This is a genomic window from Nesterenkonia aethiopica (assembly GCF_039534665.1).
Taxonomy (GTDB): domain Bacteria; phylum Actinomycetota; class Actinomycetes; order Actinomycetales; family Micrococcaceae; genus Nesterenkonia; species Nesterenkonia aethiopica.
This window is the reverse complement of sequence record NZ_BAAAVT010000015.1, coordinates 38,117-52,629: the sequence shown is the minus strand read 5'-3', so window position 1 is coordinate 52,629 and position 14,513 is coordinate 38,117. Positions and strand designations below refer to the sequence as shown.

Genomic DNA, 14,513 nt, shown 5'->3' with positions numbered 1-14,513 from the left:
ATTGCACGCACAATGTGCATCTGCGCACACTGGTCCGCATGACGGATCACCCCTCCGGGGAGCCCCAGGCACAGCATCTCGACGCGTTGATGACCTTCCTCTCCGTGGCGCGGCTGGGCCGCTACACCGCCGCGGCCGACGCCTTGGGCATCAACCACTCCACCGTCTCCCGGCGCATCGCCGGACTTGAGCGGTCCCTGGGTGGACGGGTGCTGGCCCGCACCCCGTCCGGCTGGGAGGTCACCGCGCTCGGGCAGCGGGCGCTCGCGGCCGCCGAACGCGTGGAGGACGCACTGGCCTCTCTGGCCGGAGACGGCGAGCAGGACGGCCGCATCTCCGGTGTGGTGCGATTGGGCTCCCCAGATGCCTTCGCCGTCCATCTGGCCACCTCGGCCTTGGCCGAGCTGCAGCAGGCCAACCCGAACCTGGCGGTGGAGCTCATCAGCGCCACCCAGCGGGCCCGGCAGAACCGTTCCGGCCTCGACCTGGAGATCGTGGTCGGCCGTCCGCAGATCCACCGGGCGCAGGCCGAGCACGTCATGGACTATGCGCTGCGGCTCTACGCCACCGAGGAGTACCTGGCCCGTCACGGGCGCCCGGCGGACCTCTCCGAGTTGGCCGGTCATCGGCTCAACTACTACGTGGAGGCGGTGCTGACCATCGACGACCTCGACCGCGCCACGCAGAGGCTGCCGACCATGCGCCGCGGCATCGCCTCCACCAATGTGCTCTCCCATGTCACCGCCACCACCGCCGGAGCCGGCATCGGGCTGCTGCCTGACTACGTGGCCGTCCACCACTCGGAGCTGATCCACCTGCTGCCCGAACACTATGTCCACCGCCTGTCCTACTGGGCGGTGGGCCGGCAGGAGGCGCTGCGCAATCCTGCGGTGCAGGCGGTCTACGCCGCGCTCCGCGAGCACGGCCGTCGCACGGAGCAGCGGCTGCGCTCAGTCGGGCAGGTCTGAACCGGAGAGCTCCTCGAGCATCAGGGCCACATGCAGGGTGGTCAGCGTCTCGCCGTCGTCCAGCGGGCGTCCGAGGCGACGTTCCAGACTCTCCAGCCGGGCGTACAGCGTAGGACGGCTGACTCCCAGCCGGGCGGCGAGCTGCGTCTTGCTGCCGCGCGTGCGCACCAGGGCTTCGATCAGCGCCCTCAGGTCACGGGTCTCCGCGTCGGTGCCGCGCAGCAGGCGCAGCTCATGGGCGAGCAGCCGTTCGACGACGTCGCGCCGTTCCAGCTCGGCGAGCACTCCCCAGAGCCGGATGTCCCCTGCGGTCCAGAACTCCGGGACCGCCGGCCGGAGGTGCCGGCCCCGGCCGCGCAGCGACGCGGCCAGCGCGGCGACCTCCCAGGCGGCGTCCAGCTCTCGGCGCGCGCCGTGCAGTGACTGTGCGGGCTCGCCCAGCGCGGCGGTGCACCGCAGAGCCGCCTCGGGAAGCCGTCGGCGCAGGGATCGCTCCACCGCCCGGCACAGCCGTGCCGTGGGACGCTGGACGTCCATGCCGGCGGGAGCCGCGGCGAGCACCGCCAGGGAGCGGTGATGGCAGCTGCCCACCAGCAGCGGCATGTGCAGCTGGGCGCCGGCCTGGCGCACGACGCCGGCCAGCGCCTCCAGCGACCAGCCGCGCTGCGGGAGCGCCCCCGCGGAGGCGTCCACCGCGAACACCAGGGGGATCAGTCGAGCGGAGGAGGGCAGGCCCAGACTGCGGGCGCGTTCGACGGCGACCGCCTCGGCCAGCGGAGGGACGGCGGCGAGGTCCTCGAGCAGCGCGCTGGTGGCCTCCAGCAGTGGATCCTGATCACGGATGTGCCCACCGGTCCGCAGCTGGCGGGCGACCAGCTCGCGGTGCAGGTGCTCCGTGATCTCCACGAATCGCACCACCTGGGAGAACCGCAGCACCGGGGTCAGGGTGTGGGCGTCCGGGCGTTCGGCGCGCTCCGCGCAGACCCGTTCCAGCGCGGCCGCCAGCCGGGGGCGCTCGGGCAGCACCTCCACAGCGAGCCCGGCGGCGTCGACGTCGTCGAGATCCTCCAGATAGCCGCGCAGCAGCTCCTCCAGGTCCTGACGCCCCTCATGCAGCAGGGGCAGGGTGGACAGGATGAGCTCCCCGCCCTGCAGCAGGGGACCTGGGCGGGGCTCGCCGATGACATGGGCCCAGCGGACCGGGTGCTCCAAGGAGACGCCGGGGCTGAGCAGCTGGGGGCGGCCGGCGGCCATCGGGGGCAGGGTGAGCGCCTCGTGGAGGGTGACGGCGGCATGATCGAAAGCAGGCATGGTCTTGACAGTATGTAAGAAAACAAGGTGATGTGTCTCACATCCTGGTCCTTCCGGTGGGCTTCTCCGCAAGGAACCATGGACCGCACGGGACGTCGCGGCTCCGGTGATGCCGGGGCCGACGTCGCACGGCGGGAGAAGACCCCCCCTCACGGAAGGTGACAGGCGACGATGAACCACACGCAGACCTCCGACTCCCAGGCGTCCGGCTCACCGGCAACAGGTGTTCCGGCAACAGGTGCTCCGGCGTCAGGTGCTCCGGCAGGTGACCCGATCAGCGCCGAGCGACTGGCCGCCGGCCGGCGAGCCTATGACCTGGACCGACAGCATGTCTTCCACTCCTGGAGCGCCCAGGAGAAGATCACCCCCATGACGATCCTGGACGCCGAGGGGTCCTGGATCTGGGACGGGGACGGCAACCGGCTGCTGGACTTCACCTCCCAGCTGATCTTCACCAACGCGGGCCACCGGCATCCCGCCATCGTGCGGGCCATCCAGGAGCAGGCCGCCGAGCTGTGCACCGTGGCGCCGCAGCACGCCAACATCGCCCGCTCCGAGGCCGCGCGGCTCATCACCGAGCTGCTGCCCGAGGACATCCAGCACGTGTTCTTCACCAACGGGGGTGCCGACGCCAACGAGCACGCGGTCCGCATGGCGCGGCTGCACACGGGGCGACACAAGGTGCTCTCCGCCTACCGCTCCTATCACGGGGGCACCCAGCTGGCGATCAACCTCACCGGGGACCCCCGCCGGCTCCCCTCCGACCACGCCGCCGACGGCGTCGTGCACTTCATGCCCGCCTACACCTACCGGTCCCATTTCGGCGCGCAGGACGACCACCAGGAGGCCGAACGTGCGCTGCAGCATCTGCAGGACGTCGTCGCCTACGAGGGCGGCGACCAGATCGCGGCGATCATCCTCGAACCCGTCCCCGGCACCGCAGGGATCTACGTGCCTCCGCCGGGATACCTCAAGGGCGTGCGGCGGCTCTGCGATGAGCACGGCATCGTGCTGATCATCGACGAGGTGATGGTCGGGTTCGGGCGCACCGGCGCCTGGTTCGCCCACCAGCACGCCGGCATCGAACCGGACATCGTCACCTTCGCCAAGGGCGTGACCTCCGGCTACGTGCCGATGGGCGGCGTGGCCATGGACGATGCGATCTATTCCAGCTTCGCGCAGACCCCCTACCCGGGTGGACTGACCTATTCGGGCCACCCGTTGGCCGCGGCCGCCGCCGTCGCCACCATCACGGCGATGCGCGAGGAACGTATGGTGGAGCACGCGCGCTGGCTGGGGGAGGAGGTCATCGGCCCACGGGCGGCCCGCTTCCTGGAGGACCACCCGAGCGTGGGCGACGTGCGCGGGCTCGGCGCCTTCTGGGCGGTGGAGCTGGTGGCCGACCGGCAGACCCGGGCCCCGCTGGCTCCCTACGGGCAGACCCCGGAGGTCATGGGGAGGATCGTGGCGGAGGCGAAGCACCGCGGGGTGCTGCCGTTCACGAATATGAACCGCATCCACATCGCCCCGCCGATCAACATCTCTGCGGAGGACGCGCTGACCGGTCTGGACGCCCTCGACGCCGCGCTCGCGGTGGCCGACGACCACGTGGCCCGTACGGCCGACGACGGTGCGGCGGGCTGAGCCATGGTCGGGCTGCCGACGAGCACCACCGTGATCATGGCCGTGGTCATGGGCTTCTGGGTGGTCTACACGCTCGTGTTCTATGTCAGCACGCGCGGCTGGGCCGTGGAGGACGCCGACTACGAGGGGCGACCGCCCGTCCGCGGTGAGGCCCCCTCCACATTGCGGCACCGGGACGCGGACGGGGGCGAGGACGCATGAGCGTGGAGATCGTCTTCCTGGTGGTCTACTTCCTGATGCTGTTGGCCATCGGGGCCTGGGTCTCGAGGATCAGCACCCGGGACCGGGAGGGCTACCTGCTGGGCGGCCGCAGCCTCGGGCCCGCGGTGACCGCGCTGCGCCTGCAGAGCACCTCCATGTCCGGCTACATGTTCCTGGGCGCCGGCGGGCTGGGCTATTCCCAGGGGTACTTCTCGATGTGGTACGCCCTCGGCGACCTCGGCGGCGGCGTGCTGAACCTCTCGGTACTGGGACGGCGCATGCGCAAGCTCTCCCACCTGCTGGGCTCGATCACCTCCATCGGGTACCTCGAGCATCGCTATCCTTCGGCGTGGACCCGGGCCGTCGCCGCACCGATCGCGCTGTTCTGCATGTTCTTCTATGTGCTCGCCCAGCTGCTCGCCGGCGGCCAGGGGCTCTCCATGGTCACCGGCCTGGACCTCAACGTCTCGCTGATCATCGCGGTGGGCGTCATCGTGGGCTACACCCTGATGGGCGGCTACCTGGCGGTGGCCTACACGGACTTCGCCCAGGCGATCATCCTCGTCATCGGCATGCTGTGGATCCTGATCGCCACGCTGCAGCATGTCGGCGGGCTCACTGCCGGCCACGAGGGCATCGGGGCGATCAACCAGAACCTGCTCACCATGTGGGGCGCCGAGGGCCAGTACTTCGGGCAGTGGGGCATCATCCTCGGAGCGCTGCTGGTGTTCAGCATCGGCTATATGGGCTGGCCGCACGTCAACGTCAGCCACATGTCCATGCGGCGCCCATCGGTGGCCCGCCGTGCCGGGCTCTATGCCACCGGCTTCAACCTGCTGTTCATCCCCGGCGCGTACCTGGTGGGCATGATGGCGCTGCTGATCGTGCCGAACCTGGACGACCCGGAGATGGCGATCTTCAGCGTGGCCGAGACCGTCCTGCCGTCCTTCGCCGTCGGGTTGGTCATGGCCGCGATCATGGCGGCCATCATGTCGACGGCGGATGCGCTGCTGCTGCAGGCGGGCACCATCGCCTCCCAGGACCTGTGGGGCCGGTTCGTGCAGAAGAACATGTCCGAGCGTTCGGCGGTCGCGGTCTCCCGGCTGACCATCCTCATCCTCGCGGTGATCGGGCTCGTGCTTGCCATGACCCGGCCGCCGGGGGTCTTCGACGTCGTCGTCTTCGCCACCTCCGTGCTGGGTGCGGCCTTCGTGCCGGCCTATGTGTGTGCCGTGTGGTGGAAGCGGGCCAACTCCGCCGGGGCGATCTCCTCCATGGTCGCCGGCACCGTCGGGGCGGTGGCCGCCGAGATGCTCGGCTCGGCCGACGGTCTCGGGGTCGACGCCATGGTGGTGGGGATCCTGTCCTCGACCGTGACGATCGTGGTGGTCTCCCTGGCGACGGCGTCGGTGGACCCGGTGCCGGAGAGAGTGCTGCGTGCGGTGGAGGAGACGGCCAAGGTGGGCGCCGTCCCGGCCCGGTTCGTCCTCGGGGAGGACGCCTCGCTGGCCACGCAGCGGCCGCAGCAGGAGGGTCGGGAGCGTGGTTGAGACCGTCCGGTCCATATCGGGCGTGCCTCAGGCGGCGCCCCCGACGGCGCCCCCGACCGCGGAGCCACCGCTGGTGCCGGACTGTGCCTGGCCGGTGCAGATCGGCAGGGAGCAGGCGGTGCAGACCGTGGCCGGTCGCCTTCCACCGCCCGGGGCCGCGGACCTGCAGGCCGAGCTGCATCTGCATCCGCTGCTCGCAGTGGAGTTCGTGGGCTCCACCCGGCCCGGGGCGCGCAGACCCCCGCTGACCGGCCACGCGCTGGTCGATCTGATCGGCGGGCGGGCCTATGTCGCCGAGCCCTGGACCGAGGTCGAGTTCCTGGCTCTCGATCAGCTCTCCGCCGCGAGCCCCGCGCCTGCGGCACAGATCGGACGGGAGGAGGCAGTGCGCGCCGCACGCCGGGTCCTGGGCAACGTGCTCCTGCGTCGCCGTCGCTGGGGGATCGGCGGTGGGCTGACCCTCGGGCGTGACCCGATCTGCGTGGCGAAGCCGAACTGGTGGATCACCGGCGCTGCTGGAGGCAGGGCCGTCGAGGTGCTGGTGGACGCCGTCTCCGGGCGGCACTACGCGTTCCGCGCGTGAGCGTGCCGGGACACGGCGTCGCAATGTCCCGGTGACGTGACTGACATGTCTGAAGCAGAGAATGAACCTGACGAAACAGCGAGGTCGAGGACGAGGAGAGGTGTGCATGACCTGGCAGAGAAGACCTACACGAACTGCGGTGATCCTCTGGACCTGCGTCATCCTCGGATTCGCCGTCATGGAGTTCCCCGGTGTGCTCTTCTTCCATGACGTCGCCGAGCCGAGGATCTTCGGGATGCCGTTCATCTATGGATTCACGATCATCGTCTGGGCCCTGATGTGTGTGGTCCTGTTCATCGGCTACCGCACCCATTGGGGCCGGAGGAGGGCAGACGTCGACGATGCCGCCCCTGAGTCCGGCGCGGACGGAGGAGAGCACGCATGACCACCACCGAGATCGTCGGACTTCTGGTGATCGGCAGCTTCCTGCTGATCCCCCTGATCATGGGCGGGCTGGCCTCACGGAAGGCTGCGGCCACCGCGGAGGACTTCTTCATCCAAGGCCGCGGCATGGGCTCCATCGCGGTCTTCTTCACCGTGGCGGCCACATGGTGGAGCGCCTTCGCCTTCCTCGGCTCCAACGCGAGCTTCTACCTGGACGGGCCCCTCTACTGGACCGCCATCGCCTGGAACATCTTCTTCGGGGTCATGTACTACCTCGTGGGCAAGCGCATCTGGTTCCACGGCAAGCGGGGCCGCTACGTCACCCCGCGGGACTTCTTCGTGGACCTCTACGGCTCCCGGAAGCTGGGCACCTTCATCGCGGTCATCCTGCTGGTCTTCACGCTGCCGCATCTCCAGATCCAGCTCACCGGCGGGGCGTATCTGATGGAGGTCGCCTCGAACGGGGTTCTGCCGTTCTGGCTGGCCGGGCTGCTGTTCTACCTGGTCATCATCATCTACGTCTGGTCCGGCGGCCTGCGCGCGGTCGCCTGGACCGACATCTTCTACGGCGTCCTGCTCTTCACCGGCATGATCACCGCCGGGATCTTCCTGGTCGGCGAGGTGGGCGGCATGGGCACCATGTTCGACGAGATCGAGCAGATCCAGCCGGAGAACCTGATCCTTGCCGACGGCGCATGGATGGCGTGGATCGCGATGTTCGTCATCACACCCATCGGCGCCTTCATGGGGCCGCAGATGTGGACTCGCATGTATGCGACACGGTCGCCCCGGCTGTTCGACCTGATGCCGTTCCTGCTCGCTGTCGCGGCGATCAGCTATGTCGGCTCCATGCTGATCGGCAATGCCGCGGTGGTCCTGGACCCGGACGTGGAGGCGGCCGATCAGGTGCTGCCACGCATGCTGCTGGACTATGCGCCGATCGTGCTGGCGCTGGTGCTGATCGCCTGCGGTGCCGCTGCGGCGATGTCGACGGCGAACTCCCAGGTCCACGCCATGGCCGCCAGCTACACCGTGGACTTCCATGAGAAGTACGTGCAGAAGAACCTCACGGAGAACAAGCGGGTGTGGGTCGGTCGCTGGGCGATCCTGGTGTTCTCTGCCGTCGCCTACGTGATGACGCTGTACATCCCGGGTCTGCTGGTCACGATCGGCCTGGTCGCCTTCGCCGGCCTGGCCCAGGTCATCGTCCCCACCCTGGGAGCCCTGTTCTGGTCGCGGGCCAGCGTGGCCGGCGCGACGGCGGGGCTGGTGGTCGGCGTCGGCGGCGTCGTCCTGTTCACGGCGGTGCCGGAGGTGCTGCCCGGACCCTTCGCCGCCGGCGGCGGGGGACTGCTGGCGCTGCTGCTGAACATCGTCGTGTTCATCGCGGTGAGTCTGGTGACCCGCCCGCGGGAGCCGGGGATCATGGCGACGTTCCGGGCGCGGACCCGGGACTTCCGGAAGGAGCTCTGGGACTCGGAGGACCAGGAGCAGACGGGCCGGGAGCAGACGGGCCGGGAGCAGACGGGCCAGGAGCAGACGGGTCAGGCGCAGGCGGACCGGCGCTGAGGGCACGAGCATCACAGACGAGGAGAATCAGTATGACCGAGCAGAGCACGAGCTCCGGGTCCGCGCCGCACCGCGCGGACGGAGACGCATGGGGCCCGGACCGCGAGATGTTCCTGCGGGACTTCCACCACACGACGAGGTTCGGCGCCACCGAGGCCGGAGGCATCGACCGCCAGGCCGGCACAGCGGAGCACGGACAGGTGCGGGACTGGTTCGAGGACCGCGCCGAGGAGCTCGGCTTCACAGTGACCACCGATGAGATCGGCAACATCTTCGCCGTGAGCCGGTGGGTGGAGGGCGCCCCTAGCGTGGTGGTCGGCTCCCATCTGGACAGCCAGCCCCTCGGCGGTCGTTTCGACGGCACCTACGGGGTTGTGGCCGCGCTCCATGCGGCGGCCGCACTGGACGCCGCGGTCGCCGCCGGAACCCTGATGCCGCAGGTCAACGTGGCGGTGGTGGACTGGTTCAACGAGGAGGGTGCCCGCTTCCCGCCGTCGATCATGGGCAGCTCCGTGTATGCGGGCCTGCTGGACGCCGACCAGACGCGCCAGACCCGGGATCCGCAGGGCGTCACGGTGGAGGAGGCGTTGCAGTCCATCGGTCGCCGAGGGGACGGGCCGGGGCCGCAGGCCGCCGCCTACGCAGAGATCCACATCGAACAGGGACGCCGGCTGGAACGGGCCGAGGTGCCCATCGGGATCGTCGAGCGGAGCTGGCACACGCAGAAGCTCCTCGTCAGCGTGGTCGGGGAGCAGTCCCACACCGGCGCCACGCTGATGGCCGACCGCCGTGACGCCCTGGTGGCGGCGTCGCGGGCGGTGATCGCCGTGGAGGACGTGGTCCGGCACTTCGAGCCGGAGTCCATCGTCACCTCAGTGGGGAAGTTCGACGTCGAGCCGAACTCACCGATCGTGGTGCCCCGCCAGGTGGACCTCGTCGTAGACCTGCGCGCGGACCGCCGCCAGGACGTGGAGCGGGCGCGCGAACTGCTGCTGAAGGAGTTCGCGGACATCGCCGCGCGCAGTCGCGTGGAGATCAGCGCGGAGGACTTCGACGTCCGGCCCGTCCAGACGTTCCCCGAGGCGGGGCTCGATCTGGCCGCCAAGGCCTGCCGCGACGTCGGGGTGGAGTCCCTGAGGCTCACGACCTTGGCAGGCCACGACTCCATACCGATGAACCGCATCGTGCCTGCCGTGATGCTCTTCGTCCCGTCGGCGGACGGCGTCTCACACTGCGAGCGCGAGTTCACCTCCGACGCGGATCTGGTCACCGGCCTGGAGGTGCTCACCGCGCTGGTGACGCGTCTGGTGACGGGGGAACTGGACGGCGTCGCGCCAGGAGGCCGGCTCCAGGAGGCGGAGGAGGCATGACGGCGGAAGCCATGGCCTCGCAGGCCGACGGTCGCAGCGACGATCTGGCCCACCTGTCCGCGCGGGAGGTGCTCCGCCGTTTCGCCCGACGGGACCTCGCCCCCTCCGAGTATCTGGAGCAGCTGCTGGAACGCATCGATGCCGACGCGGAGGCCGAGCCGCCGGTGAACGCGTTCACCGAGGTCCTGCGGGATCAGGCGCGCCGTGAGGCCAGGGCGGCGGATGACCACTATGCCGCGGGGAGCGGGACAGCCGAAGGGGACGGGAGACGGCTCGTGGGCCTGCCCGTGGCGACCAAGGAGAAGCATGCGCTCGCCGGACGGACCCTGAGCCAGGGCATGGCCGCCTACGCCGACGAGATCGCGGGCGAGGACCATCCCGTGGTGCAGCGGCTGCGCCGTCACGGCGGGGTCATCCACGCGAGGACCACCTCCCCGGAGTTCTCCTGTGCGACCTTCACCCACACGCGGCTGTGGGGTGTGACCCGCAACCCCTGGGACAGGTCGCTGAGCCCCGGAGGATCCTCCGGCGGGGCCGCGGCCGCCCTCGCTGCGGGCCTGACCCCGCTGGCCACCGCCTCGGACATCGCCGGGTCCACCCGGCTGCCGGCGTCGTTCACCGGAGTGGTCGGCTATAAGGGGCCCTATGGCTCTGTGCCGGGCGTCGGACCCTTCGCCGCCGACTGGTACCGCGGTGACGGGGCCATGGGACGGACCGTGGGGGACGTCGCCCTGCTCACCGAAGTCATCCGCGGGGTCCATCCCGCCGACCACGCCACCGTGCCCACGCAGGCCGTGCCGTCAGCCGACGCTGACCGGGCGCCGGACGATCTGCGGGGACGCCGCATCGCCTACAGCGCGGCGTTGGGCGACTACCCCGTGCAGCGCTCGGTCCGTGAGCAGGTCGACGCGGCTGTCCTCGCCATGGAGCAGGCCGGGGCGGAGATCGTCGAGGTGTCGCCGCCGTGGATGACGTCGGAGATCCGTGAGACCACGATGGCGCACTTCGGTCACATCCTCGCCGAGGGTATGAGTCGACTGCTCGCCGGCCGCGAGGAGACGGCGGAGGACTACACGCTGCGGTTCATCGCCGATGCTCGGGCCCACGCCCGCCGGCTCTCGCTGTTCGAGACGCTCGAACGGGAAGCCGCCATGCAGGCCCAGCTGGCCACGGTCATGGAAGGAGCCGATGTGCTCGTCACCCCGACCTCCGCCGTGCTGGCGCTCCCCGCGGAGGCCCGGTGTCTGGACGGGTTGACCGTTCCCGATGTGGCCTCCGGGGGAGACCGGCATGTGGAGCATTACTGGGAGGCCCATATGACCGTCCCGTTCAACGTGGCGAACAGGTGCCCGGTGCTGTCGGTCCCGGCGGGCGTGGCCCGGGGAGTGCCGGTCGGTCTGCAGATCGTCGGGCATCCCTACGACGAGAGCACGGTGTTCGACGTCGCCGCGCGGTTCGAGCAGATCCGGCCCTGGCGGCACTGGCGGCCGCCCGCACCCGACGACGTCTGACTCATACCGCCTGACCCACCCCTGCTGACCCGACCTGCTGACCCGCACCGGAGCACCCACCTGACAGGAGACCTCTTCATGGTGGACACCATCATCACCGGAGCCCGTATCCGGCCCATGACGTCCCAGCATGGTGCGGCCGAAGCGGCCGAGACCGCGCTCGCCGTCGCCGACGGCCGGATCACGCATCTCGGCACCGATGAGGAGATCCGTGCACTGGCCGGCCCGGGCACGGAGATCATCGACGCCGCCGGGGCCGTGCTCACTCCCGGGCTGATCGACTCCCATATGCACCCGGTCTGGGGTGCAGAGCTGGCGGTCGGACTGGATCTCGACGGGCTGACCGAGCTGGCGCAGGTCCGCCGGGCCGTCGCCGCCGCGGCAGCCGAGCTGCCGCCCGGAGGCTGGATCCGCGGCTGGAACCTGGACTACAAGGCCTTCGACGGGCATGGGATCCGCGGCGACCTCCTCGATGAGGCCGCCGCCGGGCACCCATTGGCCCTGATCTTCTACGACCTCCACACGGGCCTTGCCAACCAGCCGGCTCTGGACGCGGCGGGGCTCGACGTCGACCACGTCTTCTCCGACGCCAGCGAGATCGTCCGCGGTCCGGACGGGCGCCCCACCGGAGAGCTGCGGGAGATCCCCGCCTTCATGGCGGTGCTGGACGCCGCACCCCCGGGCGGCGGCGAGGAGGTCGCGGTCCGGGTGTGGCGGATCCTGGCTCAGAGTGCGGCCTCCGGGGTGACCAGTGCGGTGGTCATGGACGGCCGCGATTCCACGCTGAGCACGCTGGAGGAGGTGGAGGCGCTGCCCGGGGGTCTGCCCGTTCGTCTCCACATCGCGCTGTGGCACCAGCCGGGAGACGACGATGCCGCCGTCGCGGACCGGATCCTGCGCCTCGGCGACGCTGGGGCCGAGCATCCCGGGGGACCCCGGTTCCAGGTCTCCCTGATCAAGATGTTCCTCGACGGCGTCATCGACGCCGGCACCGCCTGGCTCCACGAACCCGACGCCGCAGGCGACTCGACCCGCCCGTTCTGGCATTCGGTGCCGCGCTACGACCAGGTGTGCCGGGCCTACCATGACGCGGGATTCCAGCTGGCCACTCATTCCTGCGGCGACGCCGGCGTCGCGCACGCGCTGCAGGTGTACCGCACCCTGGAGGGGGCGTCCGGCCCAGCGCACTCCCTTCACGGGGCACCGCACCGCATCGAGCATCTGGAGACCCTGACCGATGACGATGTCGCGGCGCTGGCCGCCTCGGGTGCGGTCGCCTCCATGCAGCCGCTGCATATGCAGTGGCGCGAGGCGGACCATTCCGACTCCTTCGCGGCCCGGCTGGGCCCGGAGCGTGCCGGGCACGCCTACCGGACCCGGGACGTCCTCGACGCCGGAGGCCGCCTTGCGCTCGGGTCCGACTGGCCGGTGGCTCAGCTGGACGCCCGGCTCGGCATGGCCTGGGCGCAGCTGCGACGGACCCCCGGTGACCCGACGGCGCCGGTGTTCGAGCCGGAGCAGCGGCTCAGCGCGGCCGAGGCGCTGCTGGGGTACACCCGCTGGGCGGCCGAGGCGCTCGGCCGGGAGGACCTCGGCGTCGTCGCACCGGGTGCGGTCGCCGACCTGGCTCTCTGGGAGGAGGACCCGATCACCGCGGACCCGGACGACCTTCCGGAGCTCCCGGTGCGGTGCACGCTGCTCGGCGGGCAGGTCACCGTCGGCTGAGCGTCAGGTTCTGCACCACCAGATCACGTCTGCCTCACCAGATATGGGTGTGCAGACGTGATCTGATGGTGCAGATGCGCGGGGGACGGGGGCAGCACGCGACGGCGGCGGCGCGGCACGGCCCGCTGGTCAGAGCAGCGTCCAGGCCTCGCTGAGCACGTGACGCAGGATCTGTTCGATCTCCTCGAAGTCCTCCGGGCCGGCGATCAGCGGCGGGCTGAGCTGGATGACGGGGTCGCCGCGGTCGTCAGCCCGGCAGTAGAGGCCTTCCTCGAAGAGCTTCTTGGAGATGAAGCCGAAGAGGATGCGCTCGGACTCCTCGGCGCTGAAGCTGGCCCGGGTGGTCTTGTCCTTGACCAGCTCGATCCCGTAGAAGTAGCCCTCGCCGCGGACATCGCCGACGATCGGCAGGTCGAGCAGCCGCTCCAGGGTGCTGCGGAAGGTGCCGGCGTGCTGCTGCACATGCTCGAGGACGCCCTCGGACTCGAAGATCTCCAGGTTCTTCACCCCGACGGCGGTGGAGGCCGGGTGGCCGCCGAAGGTGTAGCCGTGGCCGAACATGGCCCCGGACTGCAGGAAGGGCTCCATGAGTCGCTCCGAGGCGAGCACGGCTCCCAGGGGCGCGTAGCCGGAGGTGATGCCCTTGGCGGTGGTGATCATGTCCGGCTGGTAGTCGAAGTGTTCGGCGCCGAACATGTGGCCCAGCCGGCCGAAGGCGCAGATGACCTCGTCGGAGACCAGCAGCACGTCGTGCTCGTCGCAGATCTCGCGGACCCGCTGGAAGTATCCGGGTGGGGGTGGGAAGCAGCCGCCGGCGTTCTGCACGGGCTCCAGGAACACGGCGGCCACCGAGTCCGCACCCTCCGCCTCGATGGCCAGGCCGATCTGGTCGGCCGCCCATCGGCCGAAGCGCTCCAGGCTCTGCTCATCGGTGACCTCCAGGGCTCCGGCGGTCAGCTCGGAGGCCCGGTAGGCGTTGGTGTTGCTGACGTGCACCGTGCTGGGCACCAGGGGCTCGAACGGCTGCTTCAGTCCGGCGAGCCCTGTGATGGACAGTGCTCCGTGGGTGGTGCCGTGATAGGCGGTGGTCCGGCTGATGACCTTGTGCTTGCCGGGGCGTCCCGTCAGCCGGAAGTAGTTCTTGGCCAGCTTCCAGGCGGTCTCCACGGCCTCGCTGCCGCTGTTGGTGAAGAACACGCGGTCCAGGTCCCCGGGTGTGAGACCGGCGAGCCGTTCGGCCAGCTCGATGGCGGGCGGATGCGCATAGGACCACAGCGGCATGAACTCCAAGGTCCCCATCTGCTGCGCGGCCGCCTCGGCGAGATCCCGCCGGCCGTGGCCCAGCTGGGAGGTGAAGAGGCCGGCGAGCCCGTCGATGTAGCGCTTCCCGTCGGCATCCCACAGGTGGACGCCCTCTCCGCGCGTCATGATCGGCACGCCGGTCTCGGGAAGGTCGCCGTGCCGGGTGAAGTGCATCCACAGGTGCTGGGTGGCCGCGGACTGGAGGCGGGAGGCCTCCTCCGGGGGGAGGGCTCGTTCAGTCATGGACCCATGGTGCCCCGGGTCACCCTCGGATTCAAGAGAATCAGCGAACATTATCTGTATCAGCGACGAAATCAGTTGTTCACAAGCCGATGCTTGGCTTGATCCGTACATTCCCTGTAGCGTAGGTCGAAGTGACCTGGATCACATCAGAC

12 protein-coding genes are annotated in these 14,513 nt (G+C 70.1%); 10 read left to right on the top strand and 2 right to left on the bottom strand.

Features of this window, described 5'->3' with window-relative positions; translation table 11 throughout:
• The first annotated feature begins 38 nt into the window (after positions 1 to 38).
• Positions 39 to 968, top strand: coding sequence for a LysR family transcriptional regulator (locus ABD658_RS11735; RefSeq protein ID WP_237090179.1), 930 nt, complete (start codon positions 39 to 41; stop codon positions 966 to 968).
• Here the strand turns inward: ABD658_RS11735 and ABD658_RS11730 are convergent.
• The gene (locus tag ABD658_RS11730) at positions 951 to 2,279 is read right to left on the bottom strand and encodes a PucR family transcriptional regulator (RefSeq protein WP_344681027.1); all 1,329 of its coding nucleotides are present in this window, start codon (positions 2,277 to 2,279) and stop codon (positions 951 to 953) included. The genes ABD658_RS11735 and ABD658_RS11730 overlap by 18 nt on opposite strands.
• A 171-nt stretch (positions 2,280 to 2,450) precedes the next feature.
• Between ABD658_RS11730 and ABD658_RS11725 the strand changes: the two genes are divergently transcribed.
• The 9 genes from ABD658_RS11725 (at position 2,451) to ABD658_RS11685 (ending at position 12,816) form a co-directional block, all read left to right on the top strand.
• On the top strand, positions 2,451 to 3,923 hold the full coding sequence (locus ABD658_RS11725; protein ID WP_344681029.1) for an aspartate aminotransferase family protein: 1,473 nt from the start codon (positions 2,451 to 2,453) through the stop codon (positions 3,921 to 3,923).
• Between the two features lie 3 nt (positions 3,924 to 3,926).
• Positions 3,927 to 4,124, top strand: a complete 198-nt coding sequence (locus ABD658_RS11720; RefSeq protein ID WP_344681031.1) for a hypothetical protein — start codon at positions 3,927 to 3,929, stop codon at positions 4,122 to 4,124.
• Entirely contained in the window at positions 4,121 to 5,674 is a 1,554-nt protein-coding gene (locus tag ABD658_RS11715) for a sodium/proline symporter (protein ID WP_344681033.1), read from the top strand. Before ABD658_RS11720 ends, ABD658_RS11715 begins: the two co-directional genes overlap by 4 nt.
• A 73-nt stretch (positions 5,675 to 5,747) precedes the next feature.
• Positions 5,748 to 6,257, top strand: coding sequence for a hypothetical protein (locus tag ABD658_RS11710; protein WP_344681035.1), 510 nt, complete (start codon positions 5,748 to 5,750; stop codon positions 6,255 to 6,257).
• Positions 6,258 to 6,363: 106 nt separating this feature from the next.
• Positions 6,364 to 6,642, top strand: coding sequence for a hypothetical protein (locus ABD658_RS11705; RefSeq protein ID WP_311025165.1), 279 nt, complete (start codon positions 6,364 to 6,366; stop codon positions 6,640 to 6,642).
• Entirely contained in the window at positions 6,639 to 8,210 is a 1,572-nt protein-coding gene (locus ABD658_RS11700; protein WP_344681038.1) for a sodium:solute symporter family protein, read from the top strand. Before ABD658_RS11705 ends, ABD658_RS11700 begins: the two co-directional genes overlap by 4 nt.
• Positions 8,211 to 8,242: 32 nt before the next feature.
• Positions 8,243 to 9,580: a M20 family metallo-hydrolase gene (locus ABD658_RS11695; RefSeq protein WP_344681040.1), complete on the top strand. Its 1,338-nt coding sequence runs from the start codon at positions 8,243 to 8,245 to the stop codon at positions 9,578 to 9,580.
• On the top strand, positions 9,577 to 11,091 hold the full coding sequence (locus tag ABD658_RS11690) for an amidase (RefSeq protein ID WP_344681042.1): 1,515 nt from the start codon (positions 9,577 to 9,579) through the stop codon (positions 11,089 to 11,091). Before ABD658_RS11695 ends, ABD658_RS11690 begins: the two co-directional genes overlap by 4 nt.
• A 78-nt stretch (positions 11,092 to 11,169) precedes the next feature.
• Positions 11,170 to 12,816, top strand: a complete 1,647-nt coding sequence (locus ABD658_RS11685; protein ID WP_344681044.1) for an amidohydrolase — start codon at positions 11,170 to 11,172, stop codon at positions 12,814 to 12,816.
• A gap of 129 nt (positions 12,817 to 12,945) precedes the next feature.
• Here ABD658_RS11685 and ABD658_RS11680 read toward each other — a convergent pair whose 3' ends face one another.
• Positions 12,946 to 14,361 (bottom strand): aspartate aminotransferase family protein, encoded by a 1,416-nt coding sequence (locus ABD658_RS11680; RefSeq protein WP_344681046.1) that lies wholly within the window; start codon positions 14,359 to 14,361, stop codon positions 12,946 to 12,948.
• Positions 14,362 to 14,513: the final 152 nt, after the last annotated feature.

Excerpts from the sequence above, each read along its gene's own strand:
- ABD658_RS11735 (WP_237090179.1), top strand. The coding sequence starts at position 39 with ATGACGGATCACCCCTCCGGGGAGCCCCAGGCACAGCATCTCGACGCG.
- ABD658_RS11730 (WP_344681027.1), bottom strand. The coding sequence starts at position 2,279 with ATGCCTGCTTTCGATCATGCCGCCGTCACCCTCCACGAGGCGCTCACC.
- ABD658_RS11725 (WP_344681029.1), top strand. The coding sequence starts at position 2,451 with ATGAACCACACGCAGACCTCCGACTCCCAGGCGTCCGGCTCACCGGCA.
- ABD658_RS11720 (WP_344681031.1), top strand. The coding sequence starts at position 3,927 with ATGGTCGGGCTGCCGACGAGCACCACCGTGATCATGGCCGTGGTCATG.
- ABD658_RS11715 (WP_344681033.1), top strand. The coding sequence starts at position 4,121 with ATGAGCGTGGAGATCGTCTTCCTGGTGGTCTACTTCCTGATGCTGTTG.
- ABD658_RS11705 (WP_311025165.1), top strand. The coding sequence starts at position 6,364 with ATGACCTGGCAGAGAAGACCTACACGAACTGCGGTGATCCTCTGGACC.
- ABD658_RS11700 (WP_344681038.1), top strand. The coding sequence starts at position 6,639 with ATGACCACCACCGAGATCGTCGGACTTCTGGTGATCGGCAGCTTCCTG.
- ABD658_RS11695 (WP_344681040.1), top strand. The coding sequence starts at position 8,243 with ATGACCGAGCAGAGCACGAGCTCCGGGTCCGCGCCGCACCGCGCGGAC.
- ABD658_RS11690 (WP_344681042.1), top strand. The coding sequence starts at position 9,577 with ATGACGGCGGAAGCCATGGCCTCGCAGGCCGACGGTCGCAGCGACGAT.
- ABD658_RS11685 (WP_344681044.1), top strand. The coding sequence starts at position 11,170 with ATGGTGGACACCATCATCACCGGAGCCCGTATCCGGCCCATGACGTCC.
- ABD658_RS11680 (WP_344681046.1), bottom strand. The coding sequence starts at position 14,361 with ATGACTGAACGAGCCCTCCCCCCGGAGGAGGCCTCCCGCCTCCAGTCC.